Origin of the sequence: Anaeromassilibacillus sp. An250, assembly GCF_002159845.1 — a bacterium.
Lineage (GTDB): Bacteria > Bacillota > Clostridia > Oscillospirales > Acutalibacteraceae > Anaeromassilibacillus > Anaeromassilibacillus stercoravium.
Genome location: NZ_NFJK01000005.1, coordinates 145190 through 164228 on the forward strand (window position 1 = coordinate 145190; position 19039 = coordinate 164228).

Annotated in this window: 18 protein-coding genes; 12 read left to right on the forward strand and 6 right to left on the reverse strand. The window is 52.7% G+C overall.

The window, feature by feature from the left end; genetic code table 11:
* Positions 1-77 precede the first annotated feature (77 nt).
* The 4 genes from pgeF to B5F54_RS06325 all read left to right on the forward strand — a co-directional run bounded on the left by pgeF (position 78) and on the right by B5F54_RS06325 (position 3664).
* Complete coding sequence (gene pgeF, locus B5F54_RS06310) at positions 78-932, forward strand: peptidoglycan editing factor PgeF (protein ID WP_087232069.1); 855 nt, start codon at positions 78-80, stop codon at positions 930-932.
* On the forward strand, positions 920-1837 hold the full coding sequence (locus B5F54_RS06315) for a radical SAM protein (RefSeq protein ID WP_242969652.1): 918 nt from the start codon (positions 920-922) through the stop codon (positions 1835-1837). Before pgeF ends, B5F54_RS06315 begins: the two co-directional genes overlap by 13 nt.
* A gap of 34 nt (positions 1838-1871) precedes the next feature.
* On the forward strand, positions 1872-2570 hold the full coding sequence (gene trhA / locus B5F54_RS06320; protein ID WP_087232286.1) for a PAQR family membrane homeostasis protein TrhA: 699 nt from the start codon (positions 1872-1874) through the stop codon (positions 2568-2570).
* A gap of 122 nt (positions 2571-2692) precedes the next feature.
* On the forward strand, positions 2693-3664 hold the full coding sequence (locus tag B5F54_RS06325) for an alpha/beta fold hydrolase (RefSeq protein ID WP_172749606.1): 972 nt from the start codon (positions 2693-2695) through the stop codon (positions 3662-3664).
* 76 nt (positions 3665-3740) lie between these two features.
* On the opposite strand, the gene B5F54_RS06330 is transcribed toward B5F54_RS06325, so the two are convergent.
* Positions 3741-4382, reverse strand: coding sequence for a hypothetical protein (locus tag B5F54_RS06330; protein WP_140400336.1), 642 nt, complete (start codon positions 4380-4382; stop codon positions 3741-3743).
* Between the two features lie 258 nt (positions 4383-4640).
* Between B5F54_RS06330 and B5F54_RS06335 the strand changes: the two genes are divergently transcribed.
* Positions 4641-5510, forward strand: coding sequence for a polysaccharide deacetylase family protein (locus B5F54_RS06335; protein ID WP_242969653.1), 870 nt, complete (start codon positions 4641-4643; stop codon positions 5508-5510).
* Between the two features lie 52 nt (positions 5511-5562).
* The gene (locus B5F54_RS06340) at positions 5563-6300 is read left to right on the forward strand and encodes an N-acetylmuramoyl-L-alanine amidase (protein WP_087232081.1); all 738 of its coding nucleotides are present in this window, start codon (positions 5563-5565) and stop codon (positions 6298-6300) included.
* 87 nt (positions 6301-6387) lie between these two features.
* Here B5F54_RS06340 and trxA read toward each other — a convergent pair whose 3' ends face one another.
* The 5 genes from trxA to B5F54_RS06365 form a co-directional block, all read right to left on the reverse strand.
* A complete protein-coding gene (gene trxA, locus B5F54_RS06345) occupies positions 6388-6699 on the reverse strand; it encodes a thioredoxin (protein WP_087232084.1) in 312 nt (103 codons plus the stop codon).
* Between the two features lie 66 nt (positions 6700-6765).
* Positions 6766-8082 (reverse strand): redoxin domain-containing protein, encoded by a 1317-nt coding sequence (locus tag B5F54_RS06350; RefSeq protein ID WP_087232087.1) that lies wholly within the window; start codon positions 8080-8082, stop codon positions 6766-6768.
* Between the two features lie 107 nt (positions 8083-8189).
* Positions 8190-8621, reverse strand: a complete 432-nt coding sequence (locus B5F54_RS06355; RefSeq protein WP_087232090.1) for an RrF2 family transcriptional regulator — start codon at positions 8619-8621, stop codon at positions 8190-8192.
* 388 nt (positions 8622-9009) lie between these two features.
* Positions 9010-10917, reverse strand: a complete 1908-nt coding sequence (locus B5F54_RS06360; RefSeq protein WP_172749608.1) for a family 43 glycosylhydrolase — start codon at positions 10915-10917, stop codon at positions 9010-9012.
* Positions 10918-11224: 307 nt separating this feature from the next.
* Positions 11225-12082: an AraC family transcriptional regulator gene (locus tag B5F54_RS06365; protein ID WP_087232096.1), complete on the reverse strand. Its 858-nt coding sequence runs from the start codon at positions 12080-12082 to the stop codon at positions 11225-11227.
* 325 nt (positions 12083-12407) lie between these two features.
* Here B5F54_RS06365 and B5F54_RS06370 point away from each other — a divergent pair, with 325 nt between their 5' ends.
* From B5F54_RS06370 to B5F54_RS06395, 6 genes are read left to right on the forward strand one after another with little or no spacing between them, the layout of a single operon-like run.
* On the forward strand, positions 12408-13274 hold the full coding sequence (locus B5F54_RS06370) for an amidohydrolase family protein (RefSeq protein ID WP_087232099.1): 867 nt from the start codon (positions 12408-12410) through the stop codon (positions 13272-13274).
* Complete coding sequence (locus B5F54_RS06375) at positions 13267-13695, forward strand: secondary thiamine-phosphate synthase enzyme YjbQ (RefSeq protein ID WP_087232102.1); 429 nt, start codon at positions 13267-13269, stop codon at positions 13693-13695. Before B5F54_RS06370 ends, B5F54_RS06375 begins: the two co-directional genes overlap by 8 nt.
* Before the next feature lie 13 nt (positions 13696-13708).
* Positions 13709-14713, forward strand: a complete 1005-nt coding sequence (locus B5F54_RS06380; RefSeq protein WP_087232104.1) for an aldose 1-epimerase family protein — start codon at positions 13709-13711, stop codon at positions 14711-14713.
* 46 nt (positions 14714-14759) lie between these two features.
* Positions 14760-15698, forward strand: a complete 939-nt coding sequence (locus tag B5F54_RS06385) for a sugar kinase (RefSeq protein ID WP_087232107.1) — start codon at positions 14760-14762, stop codon at positions 15696-15698.
* A gap of 34 nt (positions 15699-15732) precedes the next feature.
* On the forward strand, positions 15733-18120 hold the full coding sequence (locus tag B5F54_RS06390) for a glycyl radical protein (protein ID WP_087232110.1): 2388 nt from the start codon (positions 15733-15735) through the stop codon (positions 18118-18120).
* A 12-nt stretch (positions 18121-18132) separates the two neighbouring features.
* A complete protein-coding gene (locus B5F54_RS06395; RefSeq protein WP_087232113.1) occupies positions 18133-19029 on the forward strand; it encodes a glycyl-radical enzyme activating protein in 897 nt (298 codons plus the stop codon).
* Positions 19030-19039: the final 10 nt, after the last annotated feature.

Here is a 19039-nt window from a genome sequence, read left to right on the forward strand (position 1 = left end):
CGGTTTGCTTTTCCGTGTCCGTTGTGATAAAATGCAAACGATCTTTTTTCGAGTTTTGCTATAAGGAGGAACATTGCATGGGGCCTTACGATACCCGGAATATGGAGCTGCATGAGAAACAGGGCGTAGCCTATCTGACCTTTCCAGCCTTCTCTGCTGTTTCATTTGTGCGGCACGCGTTTTCCACCCGGGTGGGAGGCGTGAGCTGCGGGGAATTTTCTTCCATGAATTTGAGCTTTCATCGCGGTGATCCGGATGAGACAGTCCTGACGAATTACCATCGGTTTTGCGACGCTGCGGGCTTTTCGTTCGACTCCCTGGTGGCTTCGGCCCAGGATCACCACACAGAGATCCGGCGCGTCACCAAGCGGGAGTGCGGTATTGGAATCTGGCGCCCTCGCGATCAGGAAAGCGTGGACGGGTTGCTCACGGATGAACCCGGAGTCACGCTGGTGACGTATTATGCGGACTGCGTGCCGCTTTACTTTTTGGATCCTGTCCATCGGGCCATCGGCCTTGCGCATGCCGGTTGGCGCGGGACGGTCGCGGGGATGGGCATCAAGATGGCAGAGGCGATGGCGCATAAGTTTGGCAGCCGGCCGGAGGAATTGCTCGCCGCTATCGGCCCCTCCATCGGTCCCTGCTGCTACGAAGTGGACCAACCGGTGGCGGATGCATTCGCCGCGAGGACGGATTGGAAACCGGAATGCTTTTTGCGGGATTGCGGCGACGGAAAATATATGCTCAACCTGTGGGAAGCAAACCGCCGTGCATTGCTGCGCGCTGGCCTTTTAGAGGCGCACATCTCTGTTGCGGAACTTTGCACCCAATGCCATGCCGATTGGCTCTTTTCCCATCGTGCCAGCGGCGGCAAACGGGGCGGTATGGCAGCATTTTTGGCTTTAAAGGAGGATGCGGAATGCCGGAGCTGATCGAACAGTGTACCCTCTGTCCCCGCATGTGCGGTGCCCGGCGCGATGCGAAATCGGGCAACGGCTTTTGCCGCATGGGAGTGAAGCCGGTCGTAGCCAGGGCAGCCCTCCACGCCTGGGAAGAGCCCTGTATCAGCGGCAGCAAGGGATCGGGGACGGTATTCTTTACAGGCTGTTCCCTGCAATGCGTTTTCTGCCAGAACGAGCAGATCAGTGTACGGCGTGAGGTGGGCCGTTCTTTGACCCCGCAGGAACTTTCCGACGTATTTTTTCACTTGGTAGACCAAGGGGCGCACAACATCAATCTGGTCAATCCAACACATTTTGCCTTGGGAATTGCAGAGGCCTTGCGGCTTTGCCCCCTTCCCGTGCCCGTGGTGTATAATACCAGTGGTTATGAGCGGGTGGAGACTTTGCGAATGCTGGATGGGTTGGTCTCTGTCTATTTGCCGGACTATAAGTACCGCGACTCTGCATTGGCGCAGCGCCTCTCCGGGGCGGTCGATTATCCGGAGCGTGCGGCGGAGGCCATCTTGGAAATGGCGCGGCAAACCGGCCCGGCCATTTTTGACGGAGATGGAATACTCCTGCGCGGGACGATTGTGCGGCATTTGATCCTTCCAGGCCATACGCGCAATTCGATCGAGGTTCTCGACTGGATCAAAAACAATTTGCCGGAAGGCGTGCTCGTGAGCTTGATGGCGCAATATGTTCCCTGCGGGCGGGCAGCAGAGTTTCCGGAGATCAACCGCCGGATCACCAAACGGGAATACGAGAAGGTACAGCAGCATCTGTTCGACCTGGGGCTGGATGGGTATGTACAAGAGCGCACATCGGCACAAAAAGGGTTTATCCCCCCGTTTGATTTAGAGGGGCTTCCCCCTCTTGGCGCGCAAGAAACATGAGAAAATTTGGCTGTTGCTAGAAGGGACGGATGGCATGGAAAAAACAACCTTTCGGACGCCGCGCCGGAGCGAACGCCGGGCCTGGAGGAGAAAGCGGCTGGGACTGCCCAGTTATTCGACGGCTGAGGAAATCTGGAATGCGATTTCCCATGGCCTGGGCGCAGCCTTCGCCATTGTAGCATTGGTCATCCTGCTGGTGCAGGGACAACATAATGCGCTCACTGTAGTGAGCGTTTCTATCTACGGAAGCACCATGGTTCTTCTGTATACGGTATCCACGCTGTACCATGCATTGGGAGTGGGGCGTGCTAAGAAGGTGTTCCAGGTGCTGGATCACTGCACCATCTATCTATTGATCGCCGGCACGTATACCCCTGTTTCGCTGCTGTGTATCGGCGGTTCAACCGGATGGTCCCTGTTTGGTTTTGTCTGGGCGGTTTCCCTCTTGGGAATCGTACTCAACGCCGTCGATATGAAGCGTTTTCGCGTGATTTCTATGATCTGTTACCTGGGGCTCGGCTGGTGCGTGCTCTTTTTCCTTCGCCCGCTGATTGAGAGCCTCGACAGAATTTCCCTGCTCTTTTTGGTGACCGGCGGAGTGCTCTATACAGTCGGGGCGATTTTATATGGCGTCGGTCGAAAAGTAAAATATATGCACTCTATTTGGCATTTTTTCTGTGTCGCAGGCAGCTTTTTCCACTTTTTGGTGATTTATAACATCGCAGTTGTGTAGCGCTTATTTTTGTTCGTCAAAAATTTACAATTCCTTTACGAAGCTTCGGGAGAGCTGCGGTATACTAAATGCAAGCTCTACCGGAGCTTTTTGTTCAATGGCATTGGAAGGAGGTTCCCAAAATGGAACTTTTGCAGAGAGAAATGTCCTTCGAATCTCATGCAGACGGCGAACGTATTTTTGTCCGGATTGTGGAACCCGCGGATCGGACAACCGTGAAGGGCGTTCTACAGATTGCACATGGAATGGCGGAACACAGCCTTCTGTATATGGATTTTGCCACATATGTGGCGTCCAACGGGTTTGCAGTGGCGATTAACGACCATTTAGGCCACGGAAAAAGCGTTTCCACAGGTGGTTCTTATGGATACTTTGGTGAGAACGGCTGTGAAAACCTATTGCAGGATATGCACAAGCTGTATGAAATCATGCGGCACGATTATCCGGATATCCCCTATCTCCTGTTGGGACACAGCATGGGATCGTTTTTAGCAAGGGCCTATAGCGCCCGCTATGGCGAAGAGCTTTCCGCAGTGGCCTTCCTCGGCACCTGCGGTCCCATCCAAAGAAGCCTTCTGACGGGGCGGCGGACATTTGCAGAGGCAAAGCGGAGAAAATTTGGCCCCAAGGCCCACGATGCTGCGTTTGCAAGGTATTCCACAGAGCGATTCAACCGTGCATTTGCGCCAAACCGCACCAAACACGACTGGCTCAGCGGCGATGACCACTTTGTCGACCAATACAACAACGACCCGCTCTGCGGGTTCGATCTGACCATTTCCGGCTATTGCGATATTCTCCAGCTGCAAGAACAAATCAGTTCTCCCCGCTGGTATCGCAGCGTCCCGCGGAACATCCCCATTTTGTTGATGAGCGGGGACCGCGACCCGCTGGGAAACTTTGGAAAAGGGATCCGTCAGCTGGCGCAAAGGCTTGTGCGCACGGGCCATGATGTCCAATTGATCCTCTATCCTGGGGCGCGTCATGTTGTGTTGGGTGAGTCCAATCGCCAAGAGGTCTATCAAGATCTTTTACAATTCTATGAGGCCGTTACAGCCATGCCGGAAACCCTGCCGAAGGCGGCTTCTGAATAAGAGAAATGCACATATAAAAAGAGCTTGCCTCTTCCCTTTTTGGGATAGAGGCAAGCTCTTTCTGTTTTGCTGCGCTTTATTTCAGGTTCCAGTTCATTTTCCTCAAACCATTGAACGTCAAGGAGACTTCCCCTGTAGTCTCCTGCACCGGGATCGTATACGTGAAGAGGGTCCCAATGTCGTTGGATTCGCCCTGTGTCGCCGTAAATGTTTCATCGCCGTAGGAACCCGTCAATTCTGCCTTTAAGATGGCCAGATGTGCGGTACCGTCCGAAACAATTTGGTATTCTTCCTGAGTTGCAGATACAAGAAGCGCATAATTTTGGAAGAAGTCGTATTTCGGCGTCGCCATAAAGGTGACCAAGTACCCATCGTCCGCCTTCTCCACACTGGATACTTCGATGGAGCAGTCCCCGTCATTATAGACGCTGACACCGCTGTTGCTCTCCAGATTGTCGAGATTGATTGTAAAAGATGCAGGTGTTTCCAACGTCTCCACGTTATATGTATAGGATTCCACGGTTTGTACAATCATGCCGAACCCATTTGTGTGCGTACGGTAAATTGCAATTGCGAAGAACATCAATAGCAGGACGATACCGCACATGTAGGCTTTTTTATTCAATTTCCGGCGGGGTTTTCCGTTTTCATCCAGCTCCGGTTCTTCAGGTTTGTCCGTGGCTTCTGGTGATTCCAGGGAGGTATTTTGTTCTTCCAATTCTTCATTTGTCTCCTGGAGCTCTTCAGGAGTCCATTGGTCTTGCGTGTTTTTTTCGTCCAAATTATTCACCAACTTATCTTTGAATTTCACTTCCGGTGCATTCGGCACAAAAGCGTCTTGTGAAACATTATATCATAAATGCGCTGCATTCTCTATATATTTTTTATGAATGTCCAGATGTCCGAATGGGATGTCCTTTCGGACACCAATCGAGGCAGCGTAAGGAGTATGCTGGGAATGTATGGAACCTTTTCAATGAAACGAATACTGGCGTTATTTTTGGTTTTGGTCGGGGCGGCGGCGGGCGTTTTTACCTATGTACAGATGGGTCACGTGAAAGCAACAAACGCCCAGGTACAGCCGGAGGGAATTCAACTTCCCATCATCATGTACCATAGCATGCTTCGGAATGGGAGTGGGGAATACACGATTTCGCCGGAGACCTTTGAAGAGGACCTCCGCTATTTGAAGGACAACGGCTACACAACGATCCACATGCAGGATCTTCTGGATTATGTCAACAAGCAAGTCCCTTTGCCCGAAAAGCCAATCATGCTCACCTTTGACGATGGATACTACAACAACTACTTATATGCGTATCCGTTGGCAAAAAAATATGAAAGTAAAATTGTCATTTCCCCCATCGGCTATTATACGGACCAATTTAGCAAGGCGGACGCCAACCATGCGACCTATTCGCATATGACCTGGGATCAAATTAAGGAAATGATGGATTCCGGCTATGTGGAATTTCAAAACCACACCTACAACCTCCATTCGAGCGACGGGAAGCGTTTAGGGGCCAAAAAACTGCGCGGGGAAAGCCTGGAGGATTATACGGCGCTCTTGACCAAAGACATCACCCAAATGCAACAGGAAATGCAGGAACACACCGGATATACTCCTACGACCTTTGTTTATCCGTTTGGTGCTATCAGTGACGCGGCCGTGCCAATTGTACGCAGTTTAGGCTTTTCTGCAACGCTTGGTTGCGCCAGCAAGGTCAATCAGATTACACAGAACCCAGAGTGTCTATATGAATTGGGGCGCTTCCTGCGACCACCGGGGAAAAGCAGCGCAGATTTCTTCCGAAAGATCGCCCCGCCTCAAGCAAGCGCATCCTGAACCAGATGTTGTGAAAGAGAACCTTGATACCATTGATGGGAGGAATCACACCATGCCGATTATCTATCTGAGTCCGTCCTTACAGCCCTTCAACAAATACGTAAACGGTGGCGACGAGCAATACTACATGAATTTAATTGCAGACGCCATGGAACCCTATCTGCGTGCAAATGGTATCCAGTATGTACGCAGCAGCCGGGACATGACATTGGGGCAAGCCATCCGGCAATCGAATGAGGGCTATTATGACTTACATCTTGCCCTGCACTCCAACGCTGCGCCGGAGAGCCTGTCTGGGCAACTCCAAGGGACCGACGTATACTACTATCCGGCCAGTGTCCGAGGGAAGCAGGCTGCGACCATCATTGCCGAAAATTTCAAGAATATTTATCCGCAACCAAATTTAGTAAAGGCCGTCCCCACGACCCGGTTGGCAGAGATCACCAAGACAAACGCCCCTTCCGTATTGATGGAGATCGCCTACCACGACAATCCGGAGGACGCCGATTGGATCCGAAACAACATCGACCGGATTGCAGCAAATATCGTCCAGAGCCTCACGCAGTATTTCGGTCTGCCGTTTATCGACAATCCGCAGCCTCCGCGTCAAGGGACCGTACAAACGCAGGGAGGAAACCTGAACATCCGCGCAAGGCCCAGCCGCGATGCGCAGGTGATCGGGCAGGCGCCCAATGGGGCGACGGTTACCATCAACGGCGAATGGCAAGGATGGGATGTCATTAGCTACAATGGAATTGTAGGCTATGTAGACAGTTCCTATATTGTGTAGACGAAAGGCACATCCTCTTTAATCCCAGCAGAAAAGGCCGCTTCTCGGAGCACATGCAGCGGGAAGCGGCCTCTCTTTGTTTTTCGATTATGCTTCTGCAAGCATCTGCAGGATCTTCTGCTTCGGGCGGACGCCAACGGAGGACGCGACCGGCTTTCCATCCTGCATCACGATCAAGGTCGGGATACTCATCACCTGGAACTGTTGCGCCAATTCCGGGCAGTCGTCGATGTTTACCTTGCAGACCTTCAGCCCGTCTGGGGCCTCCTCCGCGATTTCATCAACGATGGGAGAAAGCATTTTGCACGGTCCGCACCAACTAGCCCAGAAGTCGATCAGCACCTTGCCTTGTGCGGTCTCTGTGTTGAAATTATCCTTTGTCAATTCGATTACTGCCATTTTTATACCTCCTATTTCCTTATCGTTTCTCCATTTATTGCGATCATACATGGGTATGATCTTTTGTTAAGAGCGCCTTCCTTCAAGGGTTTGCTGCACAATGTCATGCATCATGCTGTCCGTGAGGGTGCCCGTAACATAGCCAAAGACGTTCCCTTCTTTATCGATCATGAAGGTGGTCGGGAATGCCGTTACGCCATATGCGGCAAAGATCTCCCCGGTCGTATCCATCACGACCGGATAGGTGTAACCATTGTCCGAGAGGAACTGCGTGACCTCCTCGATGGTGCCGTCCTGATTATACGGGACGTCGTCGGTCTTGGGGTTTGCAACGCCAAGGATCACAACCTCGTCGCTGTTTTGATTGAATTCCTCGTACATCGCCTGGATATCGGGCATCTCCTGCTTACAAGGGCCGCACCAGGTCGCCCAGAAGTTAAGGAACACCACCTGGCCCTTGTAATCGGAAAGCGTATGGGGCTCTCCGTTTTGGTCGGTCAGTGTAAAATCTGGAGCTGGGATTTCTGGAATTTCTTCCTCTGAATTCTCCGTCTCAGAAGACGCTGGAGCGCTGCTGTCCGTCTGTGAGGCTTCGCTGTTTGCCGGAGGCACCGCGGATGTACTTTCCGAAGAAGCTGTGCTGTCCCCCGTCCCACCAAAGCTGGACAGGTATCCAGTGACGCCGTTCATCCAGCCAGTAATCATCATGACGCCCATTAAGATCATCAGGATTCCGCCGGCCTTCACAGTGTACTTGACGACCTTCTGATGCTTTTTAAAGAAGTCCAGCAGCGTGCTGGTAAACAGGCCCACCGCGAGGAACGGGATCACGAAACCCAAGGTATAGACGCCGATCAAGGCAAAGCCGGTTGCCGCTGAGTTTGCAGAAGAGGCCATCAGCAAAACACTCGCCAAGGCAGGCCCTACGCAGGGGGTCCATGCAAAACTAAAGGTGAATCCAAGCACCAGAGCGACTAACGGATTCATTGCCAGCCGGTCAAGGCGGAACGGCAACCGGTGTTCATTGCTGAGGAACCGGGAGCCAAAGATTCCGAGCTGGTACAAACCAAACAGAATCACGATCACGCCACCGATGCGCGCAAGCAGCATCCGGTTTCCACTGAAGAAACGCCCTGCCGCGGTAAAACCGAAGCCCAAAAGGAAGAACGCAAAGCTGATGCCTATTACAAAAAATAAAGTGTTCAGAAGGACCTTTTTGCGCTGGTAGTGGACCGTCCCATCCGGGTCGACGGTTTTTGTGCCGCCCGCCAAGTAACCGATATAGAGCGGGACCAGCGGAAGTACACACGGGGAAAAGAAGCTCAAAATACCCTGTAAGAAAACAGTAATAGCGGATATGCTTGTTTCAACTGAAAAGCCCATACAGGACCTCCTCTTCGATGAATTTTAAGGTCTATGCAAGGAGTTCTTTTGTTGCCAGCGAGAATGAAAAACCGCTTTGAGCGGTGACCATACTACAGATCCTCTGTTTATGGAATTTTCTGAAACCCCTGGCCAAAAATATGATCTTCGATTTTTTGAATGGTGATGCTGTCCAAATGCGTCCGGCAGAGTTCATCAAGCTGTCCATAGATATCATCCATAATGGCAGCCATACCGGAAGCAATCAAGCACTTCATATCGGTATCCCCACTTTGCCAATTGGCAGAGACAAAACGCATATCCAACGCTTCACTGATCTGACGGAGCGTCACGGCGGCGGGGTCTAGGATAAAATGGTATCCGCCGTCAATCCCCTCTTTCGTATCGACCAACCCAGCTTTTTTTAATTTTGCCATAATTTTACGGATACGCGCTGGATTGGTGCATACATTTTTCGCCAGTTCTTCACTGGAAAGTGTGGTTCCCATATGGTTTAAAAAGACAAGCGTATGGACGGCCACACTAAATTCGCTATTCAAAATCCCACCTCCTTTTCCTCCCCATAGATGGTTCTGAATATGGAGGGGCCGCCACCTAAGCAGGATCAGAACCTGTTCATGGAAGACACGATGATAAACCGTCCTAACTGTTCTCAATTTAATTTCAGTTTCTAACTGTTAGTATAATGAGAACAGTTAGATTTGTCAATCCTTATTTTTCAAATGGGATCGATCCAAATTTTTAAGAAATCCGGCAAAAGATCGCCAAGAATACCATTATCGAAATGTCACGACGCAAAATATGTGATTTTTTAAAAAATTCACGATCGTTTAAACGATAAGTGCATGGTGATAACCATTTTAAAACCTTTTGAAAGCAAAAACAGGACATCCCGTTTTCGGGATGTCCTGTCCCCTCCTCAAAATATTATCCAATTGCTTTTCTAATTCTCACGAGATCTAAGACGTTTACCGCACCGTCTTCATTGCAATCTGCCCGGGCAAACTGCTGTTCCGTCAACTCTACGTTTCCTAAGATATACTCCTCTACCAGATCCATATCAGACTTCGACACCTGGCCGTCGCCATCGACATCACCAAACACGGGCTCCCCTGCTGTTACAGGAATCTCGATGAATACCGTCTCGCCTTCATTCTGCACATCGTAGTATTCACCAGAGCTGCTCAACCTCTGATAGGTCAAGGTGATAGTGGTACTGCCAGCATCTTTCGATGTTACAGTCACATTTCCACCGTCCACGGATACATCTGCAATGTCCTCGTCCGCAACAGTTGCCTGCACACGGTTCAACACATTTGCCAACGGTAACTTTGCTCCTGACGCGCTTTCGATATCCACAGAGAAGGAAGCGGAGTTTCCTTCCTCGATATCGATGAAAAGGGTGTCCACATCTGCACGCATTGTGTACGGCGCTGTGCCGGATGGCACCGGCCGGTCGCTTGTGCTCTGATCCACCCAGATAACTGGGTTGCCATCCGCATCCAATTTCGTCTCATCGATATACATCCGATCTGTATACAACCTTCTGCCACCCGTCGTCGAAGAACGGCCGTGATAGACGTAATAGCTCTCCGTCCCATCGGGTGTTGTAATAAAGCTTCCATGTCCGGTCGAATATACGCTCAACTCTTCATCCTGCGACAGGATCGGATTCAGATCATACTTATCCCACGGGCCGAGCGGGTTATCCGCAACCGCATAGCCAACACCGTAGTTTTCGTTCTCATAGTTGTTGCAGGAGTAAAGAATATAGTAGATCGCTTCGTCTTCCCCATCGCCGTCCTTGTCATAGTAGTACTTCAACGTCGTGGAGCCTTCTGCCCATCTACGGTCTTTCTTTCCGCCATTATACTTCTCATAGTCGTTGACGTGCGCGTTTTCCCATTCTTGCTTTTCACCGGCATAGTTAATAATCGGAACATATCCGTCTTTCCGGACATCTTCTGTATCTTCCGGCGACTTATTTGCGTTGATGTACTCCTCTTTCACAGTCGGCATCGTGCTTCCCGTCGGATCATCCCACCAATCGGTGTTCAATTCTACCGCGTAGATATTGGATTCCTCGATATATTTACCTAGATCCTCGTCCCATACCCAGTTCCGGTATGCATTTCTTGAATAGTACAGATACATCCGGCCGTCGTCATCGAAGAAAACATTGGCATCGATGGTCGGGATATAAGTACCCTTGGGCGCAGTCATACCCTCTTCCAGGCTTGCCGGCGGTTTCATCTGTTTCTCATCCATAATCAAGTTGACGTCATAATAATCTGGGTCATAGGGATAATAATCGATCGGTTCGTCGTCAATGATATGGAATGGCCCTTCCGGCGTTTCAGACACGGCCACGCCGATCTTACAAGCCTCTTCGAAGTCGGCATAGGCAAACGCCTCTTCACGCAATTCGGGCTTCAACATTGCGGAATAGAAGATATAAAACAGGCCGGTCTCTTCATTCTTATAGACTTCTGGCGCCCAGAACCAGGTGGACCCCCATTGGTTCGGGTCATTTCTTTGGATTGCCCCATTGGAAGCTTTTTCCCAGGTTACCAGATCCGGTGACCGGTAAACGCCAAAATAGTAGCCGCTGTTTGCCCCATCCGTGCTATAAGCATAGTAATAGCCACTGTCGTCATCATAAAGGACATACGGGTCCGCTGCCGGGATCGTTGCGTTGTTGTAATAGGTTGCATTTGTCTCGGAGTCTGAAGCGGTGCCTGGAAGCTCTGAAGTGGCCGAAACGGCTGGGATCGCCGCTGTTACAGCAATCATAACCGCTAACAGAGCTCCTACACTTTTTTTCCATCGTTTCATGCAATTCTTCCTTTCTGTTTGTTTTGTCTTTTTTCGGAACATTTCAACCAAACTGTTTTCTTACTTGCCAAACATAAAACATATCAAAAGAAATTGGTTCCGCCATATCACATCATAGAACCAACGTCTTTTTCAGTTGCATTATAGTATAAATTTATTAAAATATCAATATATTAAAAAATATTTTTATAAATATTTTAAATATATAATATCGAATAACCTGTTCGTTTCCATTCATCACGACTAGCGGAAACAAAAAAACACGCCCCTTGCTTCCGGCCAACCGGAGGCAAGGGGCGCTCGTCCATTATTTTGTTTCGGTTCCCTTGCAAACAGGAACCCAGACCTCAAAAGTCGCCTGTTTGGGATCTGGCGTGAAATAGACCTCTACATCGGGGCCGTCGGCAAATTCATAACCCGACGTCGGAAGCCATTCGGTAGCGATACGCTTTTCCAGCTCCTGGATAGCGCCGGGCATCGGACCGCTCCCAGGGAAAATCGCCCAAGTGAACGCTGGGATGGTATACGCATCAAACTCCCCGGACGGCGCATCGCTTGCCACAGCAATCCAATACCGCCAATCCTCTTTTTCCCCGCATGCGCAGACACCGAGCACACCGGAGAGTTGGCCGTTCATCAGGGGAAGCAGCTTTGGGAGGATCCCTCCGGAAGCAATCTCTTCCCAAAGCTTTGGAACCGTTTGGAAGTTCCTCTCAATCTCCTTTTCCATAGGTGCGTGGATGCCCACAATTCGGAACGCTTCTTTGTGTTCGATTCGATAATTCAATGCAATCTCTCCTTTGATCGTGATGACGAAGCTGATCGGTTGGAAAGAACACAACTGCACCCCTGGCTCTTTGGCGCTGGAAGGCGCCACCCCATGTACTCCACGGAATGCGCGGTTAAATGCTGTCGGAGAATCATAGCTATATTTCAGAGCAACGTCGAGCACTTTCGCGCCATTTTGTAGGTCCAACGCCGCCTTGGTCATCCGCCGGCGGCGAATATACTCGGAGAGTGGGATTCCCGCCAGATAGGTGAACATCCGTTGAAAATGGTACGTGGAACAGCAGGCAAGCTGCGCCGCCCGTTCCAGGTGGATTTCTCCCTCCAGGTTTGCCTCGATATACGCCAACGCTTGGTTGAGCTGTTTGACCCAATCCATTCCGATCAACTCCTTGTTCTTTAGGATAGCGGAAACTCCATCGTTTTTCCTCTGAGGGAATGCACCAAAAAAGAGAGGGTTCCTATTTTCTATATCATAGCACATCCCATGCATGGTCTCAAACAGATGAAAGAATATGGATGCATGCACAAAATTTTCCTCGATGGATTTTATAGGATTTCTCTAAAAGCCATTCTGTTGATATTTACAAAAGCAGAGTTATAATTTCGTACGAAAGTTAATTGATATTCGCACGCAAAAGAGCTATAATAGAGCCAACAAATCTTACCTGTACAATCCAGATTGGTAAAGGAGAAAAAATCACATGGTTATCGATGTATATGCCTTTCCGGGCTTTCTCAAGGAAATCTGCCAAGATCCAGACCGCGTCGCATTCCGCCGCGAGCAGTACTTCCTATACAAGCAGCATGTCTGGCCCATGGAATTGTTTATGAAGCAGCTCAACGCCGCCGGAATCGACAAGTGCGTTATCAGCGCTGAGGATGTGACCACCCGTGCTGGGGATACCATCGTCTCCAACGAAGAAATTCGCACCCTGGTGGATCTACAGCCGGAGCGTTTGATCGGCTTTGCCAGCGTAGACCCGCAGCGCCCCGACGCCGTCGAGGTTTTGGAAAAGGCCTTCACAGAGCTGCATCTCGCTGGTCTCAAGTTGAGCCCTGCCATGCAGCGCTTCTATCCAAACGATTTTCATTTGATGGACCCGGTCTATCAGGTCTGCCTGAAATACAACAAGCCCATCCTGTTCCAGTCCGGTATGACCTGGATCAAAGACAGCCCGTCCACCTATTCCCGGCCGGTATTGTTTGAAGACGTAGCCATGCGCTACCCGGATTTGCGCATTTGCCTCGGCCACTTCGGTTGGCCCTATATTATGGAGACGGCCATGCTGCTGCTCAAATATCCGAATGTCTATGCGGACACAGCGCTGCTCTATTTCGATTCCCCCAAGCAGTTCTTCCACACCACCTTCAACGTCCAGATGGGTGAATACTGGATCGACCGCATGTTGGCGGACAAGGTGATGTTCGGCAGCACCTATCCCCGCATTGAGCAAAAGCGCATGATCGGCGCTGTGGACGTTTTGAACCTGCGGCCGAAGCAGAAGGCCATGGTGCTGGGCGGGAACGCCCTGCGTTTCTTAGGAATGGAGGAGAAAGAAAATGGTTAAACATTACCAATTCAGCGTCCTGACCGACGACGAATATTCATACCATTATATCGGCGAGCAGGTCAAGGCATATGTCAAGGAATCCGGCATTACCAGCGGGATTGTCACCACCGTAGTGGCGCACACGAACTGCGGCATTGTGGTCACTGAGCCGTTGGAATGCATCATGGACGACTTCAAGGTCCTTTTACATAAACTTGTGGACGACGATGCCCAATACTCCCATGCGCATTTTTTACCCACCTATGGACGCACCAGCGCCAACGCCTACGGCCATCTGCGGAGCCTGCTGACGGGAAACAGCTGCATCTTCCCCATCCAAAACGGCAGCATGATTATGGGGGCGGCGCAGGAAATCGTCCTCATGGAATTTGACGGGCCGCAGGAGCGCACAGTCTTCGTCGATGTGATCGGCGAATAAGGAGGGATCGATTATGGAGCAAAATCTCTTTGCTTATATCGGGGAACCGGACCAGCTGATGAGCGTGCGTGACGCCCGCTTGCTGGATGGCAGGCAGGACGGCGTGCGCATGATCCAAATGGACAACGGCGGCGCGCTGGAATGCACCCTTCTTCCCGGCCGCGCGATGGATTTGTACCAGGTGCGCTACAAGGGCGCCAACCTCAACTACATCGCGCCGTGCGGCATCACCGCACCCGCGTACTATGACGCCCGCGGTACGGAGTGGCTGCGCGGCTTCTACGTCGGTTTCCTGACCACCTGCGGCTTGCAGCACATCGGCTCTCCGGCGGAGATCGCCGGGGAAGCGCGCGGCCTGCATGGAAGGGAGGCAAACTGCCCTGCCGAGGACGTCCGCGTCACGCGCAGCCAAACGGCCGATTCCATGAGCCTGACGGTGGAAGGGTCTATGCGGGAAGCGCGCATCTTTGGAGAAAACCTGCGTCTGCGCCGCACCTACGCATTTTCCTACGGCGAGGACGCCTTCACCCTGACGGACACCGTGACCAACTGCGGCTTTGGGGCACGTCCGTTTTTGCTCTCCTACCACATCAATTTCGGCTACCCGCTCCTCTGCGAGGACACAAAGATTGTCCTAGACAGTCTCGGCGTGGAACCGCGCGACGCCCACGCTGCGGAGGAAATGGAGCATTGGCGGGAAATTGAACCGCCGGCGTATCCCTACCAGGAGTGCTGCTATTTCCATGAACTGGCGCAGGATGCGCAGGGGCAAAGCGGTTATACCGTTTATAATCCGGTCCGGCGCATTGGCGTCCGGGTCTCATGGAACCACGCCGACCTCCCCTACTTCTGCCAGTGGAAAATGCTGGGAAAGGGCGAATATGTGCTCGGCATGGAGCCGCTCAACGCGCCCCTGGACGGAAAGAAAATCGGTGAAGAGGGGTGCTTGGCACCCATCCTGCAACCCGGTGAAAGCAAAACCTATTCCCTGCATTTTTCCTTTATTGAGGAGTTGTAAGATAGACCTATTTCGTGTAAAATTTAATTGAGAAAGGGCGAAACGTATGGCATACGATCTTGTGACAGTCAGTGCAATCCTGTGCGAAATTATGCGCAAGGAATTGGATAAACCGCTGGACAAACCAGCGGACTTTACCGGTCCCTATGCAAGCGGCGATACGCCGATTACGGTAAACATCGCTGCAAAGCTGGGCGCAAAGACAGCGGTCATCGGCAGCGTGGGCCCGGACCCCTTTGGCAAGTGCTTTAAGGCGCAGATGGTCTCCAGCGGCGTCGATGTGAGCATGGTCAAGGACATTCCCGGCGCTTCCACCGGCTGCGCGTTTGTCTGCTATTATTCGGACGGCAGCCGCGATTTCCTGTACCACAGCCGCCACGCCGCAGCCGGGATGACCCACGCCGAGGATCTCGACATGGAGAAACTACAGGGAACCAAGTGGTTCCATCTCACCGGCTATAACATGAGCGTGAGCAAGAGCTTGCAGGAGACGTGTTACCGCATTGTCGACGAGCTGCCGGAGGGTAGCCGCATCAGCTTTGACCCCAACATCCGCCCCGAATCCCTCAGCGTGGAGGAAGTGCGGGAGCTCTGCCGGCCGGTCATTGAGAAGGCGAGCATCATTTTCCCCAGCAAGACAGAGGCCGCCCTGTTTACCGGATGCGCCACCGACGAGGAAGGATGCCGTCTCTGGGCGGACCAGGGAAAACTGGTCGTTTTGAAAAACGGCAGCGAGGGTTGCATCATCTACCAGGGAAACGAGAAAATCCCGGTTCCCAGCTTCCAGGTGGAGGAAGTTGACCCCACAGGCGCCGGTGATACCTTCTGCGGGGCGTTCCTGACCGCTCTGATCGAAGGCAAGCCTCTTTCGGAGTGCGGGCGTTTTGCCTGTGCAGCCGGCGCGATGAGCGTACGCAAACAAGGCCCTATGGAGGGCGCTCCCAGCCGTGCAGAGTTGGAAGCGTTTCTCAAGGCCCATTCATAAACGATTGATTTTGTATAGAAAGGATGGAATCGATATGACGAGGACCCAGCGAATCAAGGACTACATCCGCTCCTATCCCCCGGAGATCTGCATGGAGCGCGGACGTATCTATACAGAGGAATTCTTTTCCCACCCGGAGCGCCCGCTGGTCATCCGCCGCGCGGAAGCTTTTGCGCGCTACCTGCGGGAAATGACCATCTATATCGGCGACGACGACCTGCTTGTGGGCAATACCGCCAGCAAGCCGCTGGCAGCCGCCCTGTTCCCGGAATTTGCGGTGGACTGGATCGAAGAGGAGCTCGATACGTTTGAGAAGCGCGACCGCCAGCGCTTTATCGTGCCGCCGGAGCTGCACGATGAGATCCTGTCCATGTGCGAAAAATGGAAGGGCTACACCCACTACGACCGGGTGGGCTACAATTTGAAGAACACCATCGGGGAGTATCTGATCGGCGAGCAGCATCCGAGCGTCAACGAGACGATGATTATCGAGCACAACCAGAACGGCGACGGCCATATCATCCCGGATTATGTGAAGCTGCTCGACATCGGCCTGGAGGGTGTCATCGACGAGGCACAGCGCAACCTCGCCCTCCTGCGCGAAGATGATCCGGAATACTTAGAGAAGAAGGCGTTCCTGGAGAGCGTCGTGATTTGTATGCAGGGCGCGCTCGACTATGCCGACCGCTTGGCAAAGCTGGCCTTTGAAAAGGCGAAGTCCGCGCCGACGCCGGAACGCCGTGCGGAATTGACGGAGATCGCCCGCATCTGTGCAAAGGTGCCGCGCAAGGCGCCGGATACCTTCTACGAGGCGTTACAGTTTGTCCTGTTTATCCACCTAATGATCCAGATGGAATCGAACGGCCACAGCATTTCCATGGGCCGCATGGACAGCTATTTGAAGAAATATTACGACCGCGACCGTGCGGCCGGCCGGATTGACGCAGCCTTTGCCCAGCAGCTCTGCGAGTGCTTCCTTCTTAAATGCTTTGAGGCCAACAAGCTGCGCGACTGGGGCACCACCGAAAACCTCGGCGGCAACCAGCTTTTCCAGACCATTACGCTGGGCGGCCAGACCCAGGATGGGAAGACAGCGGTCAACGAACTGTCGTACATTTTCTTGGAGGCGCTCGGCAATACCAATATGAATATTCCAACCGTAATCGTCAGCATGGGCAGCACCACACCGCTGGAATTCTATGAAGCAGCTTTGCGCGCGTTGGTGCGTCACGGCGGCGGGATGCCGGCGTTCTTCAACGACGATGTCGCGGTCGATATGATGGTGCGTGCGGGGATCCCGCTGAGCGACGCCCGCAATTGGGCCGGTATGGGCTGCAGCGAAGTGCGCATTCCCGGCAAACACGGCACAGGCGTTACGCCGGTCTATGTCAATGTAATGAAGCTGTTGGAGTTGGCGCTCCACGACGGATACAACCCCAATACGGGCAAATGTTTGTGCCCGTCCAGCCGTCCCTTTGTTGAGTGCCGCAATCTCAAGGAGGTTATCGCTCTTTGGGAGGAACAGCTCGACTTCTATCTCCCCTTTATCCCGCGGATCGAACGGGCCATCGCGGAGAGCTACTATACGCTGACCCCGACGCCATTCCTCTCCGGCGTGGTGGATTACCGCATTGAGATGGGCAAAGACATCTCCTGGGGACGCGGACCCAATTACAACGACACCATCGTGCATGCGCACGGCTACCCAAATGCCGCCAACGCCTTGGAAGCGCTGGACCGCGTGTGCTTTAAAGATCAGAAATATACCCTGAAAGAGGTTATGGAGGCCATCGACGAGAACTTCGCCAGCGACAAGGGAATGGCGATCCGCAAGGCCCTGTTGAATGCGCCAAAATTCGGCAACGACGACGACGAGGTGGACGATCTCTGCCGCGACCTCTTTACCATTTTGCCGGCGAAGATGCGCCAGTTTACCCCGCTGCGCGGCGGGCAGTTCGGCTGCACGGCCCAAACGGTCGTTATGAACGTGACCGACGGTGCAGTGGTCGGCGCTACGCCCGATGGACGGCGCGCAGGCGAAAGCCTGGCCGACAATATGTCCCCCACCCCTGGCACGGATTTGCAGGGGATCACCGGCGTCTTCAACAGCCTCGCCAAGATCGACCACGCCCTGATGGACAACGGCTCCATCTTAAACATCCGTTTCCATCCTTCGGCGCTGAACAGCCCGGAGAAGATCGAAAAGATCGCCCAAGCCATCGCGGTCTATTTTGAGAAGGGCGGATTCCAGGTGCAGTTCAATGTGGTCGGCCGCGAAGTGCTGCTCGACGCACAGCAGCATCCGGAAAATTATCGCTCCTTGGTGGTTAAGGTGGCCGGCTTTAGCTGCTTCTACTGCGAGCTGGAAAAGAAATGGCAGGATCACCTGATCGCCCGCACAGAATACGATGCATTCGCTTAATCGGAGGTTTTTATGACAGGTCATTTGTTCAATATCCAGCGGTTTAGTCTGGACGACGGTCCCGGTATCCGCACGGTTGTCTTTCTCAAAGGCTGCAACCAGGTTTGTCTCTGGTGTCACAATCCGGAATCGCTCCTCCCGGCGCCGCAGGTTTTGCGCAAAGACAGCCTGTGTACGAGATGCGGCCGGTGCGAGGAGGTCTGCCCGCACGGGGCGGTTTCCCACAACGATGCGGGCTTCCTCACCGACCATACCAAATGCGTGCGCTGCGGCCACTGCATCGACCTGTGTCCGAGCGACGCGCTGATGCTGGTAGGCTATGACAAAACGGTGGAGGAAGTCGTCAAGCTGGTCTGTAAGGACCGGGATTTCTACCAGCGCACCGGGGGTGGGGTCACGTTCTCCGGAGGGGAACCGGCTGTTCAGAGTGAATTTCTTCTGCAATGCCTGGAAGCCTGCCGGGAACAGGGAATTCAGACCGCTATTGAGACCAACGGCAACTATCCGTTAGAGCTGACCGCGCGCCTTTCCCCTTTGCTCGACTATGTGATGGTGGACGTCAAGCACACGGACGACGAAAAGCACCGCCGGTTCACAGGGGTATCCAACCGGCAGTCGCTCGCTTCCGCCCAGTATTACCTGGCGCATAACGTCACCGATTTGCGGGTCCCCGTTATCCCCACTTTCAACGACACGGCGGACGAATTGCAGGATATTCTCCGCTTCGCACGGGAGTCCGGTGCCAAAAAGGTAACCCTGCTCCCCTATCATACATTTGGCATCAGCAAATACACCAATCTCAGCATGCCTTATACCCTGGGCAGCGAACCTTTGTCCGTCGCCGCGGTGCAGGCGATAGTCGATACGCTGGACGCGGGCGGGCTTGCTGTGGAAGTAAACGAACGATAGCCGGATTGGA

Coding starts and splice junctions, on each gene's coding strand:
- B5F54_RS06315 (WP_242969652.1), top strand. CDS start 920: ATGCCGGAGCTGATCGAACAGTGTACCCTCTGTCCCCGCATGTGCGGT.
- trxA (WP_087232084.1), bottom strand. CDS start 6,699: ATGGCAGTAATCGAATTGACAAAGGATAATTTCAACACAGAGACCGCA.
- B5F54_RS06360 (WP_172749608.1), bottom strand. CDS start 10,917: ATGAAACGATGGAAAAAAAGTGTAGGAGCTCTGTTAGCGGTTATGATT.
- B5F54_RS06365 (WP_087232096.1), bottom strand. CDS start 12,082: ATGGATTGGGTCAAACAGCTCAACCAAGCGTTGGCGTATATCGAGGCA.
- pgeF (WP_087232069.1), top strand. CDS start 78: ATGGGGCCTTACGATACCCGGAATATGGAGCTGCATGAGAAACAGGGC.
- B5F54_RS06370 (WP_087232099.1), top strand. CDS start 12,408: ATGGTTATCGATGTATATGCCTTTCCGGGCTTTCTCAAGGAAATCTGC.
- B5F54_RS06375 (WP_087232102.1), top strand. CDS start 13,267: ATGGTTAAACATTACCAATTCAGCGTCCTGACCGACGACGAATATTCA.
- trhA (WP_087232286.1), top strand. CDS start 1,872: ATGGAAAAAACAACCTTTCGGACGCCGCGCCGGAGCGAACGCCGGGCC.
- B5F54_RS06335 (WP_242969653.1), top strand. CDS start 4,641: ATGAAACGAATACTGGCGTTATTTTTGGTTTTGGTCGGGGCGGCGGCG.
- B5F54_RS06390 (WP_087232110.1), top strand. CDS start 15,733: ATGACGAGGACCCAGCGAATCAAGGACTACATCCGCTCCTATCCCCCG.
- B5F54_RS06325 (WP_172749606.1), top strand. CDS start 2,693: ATGGAACTTTTGCAGAGAGAAATGTCCTTCGAATCTCATGCAGACGGC.
- B5F54_RS06385 (WP_087232107.1), top strand. CDS start 14,760: ATGGCATACGATCTTGTGACAGTCAGTGCAATCCTGTGCGAAATTATG.
- B5F54_RS06340 (WP_087232081.1), top strand. CDS start 5,563: ATGCCGATTATCTATCTGAGTCCGTCCTTACAGCCCTTCAACAAATAC.
- B5F54_RS06380 (WP_087232104.1), top strand. CDS start 13,709: ATGGAGCAAAATCTCTTTGCTTATATCGGGGAACCGGACCAGCTGATG.
- B5F54_RS06350 (WP_087232087.1), bottom strand. CDS start 8,082: ATGGGCTTTTCAGTTGAAACAAGCATATCCGCTATTACTGTTTTCTTA.
- B5F54_RS06395 (WP_087232113.1), top strand. CDS start 18,133: ATGACAGGTCATTTGTTCAATATCCAGCGGTTTAGTCTGGACGACGGT.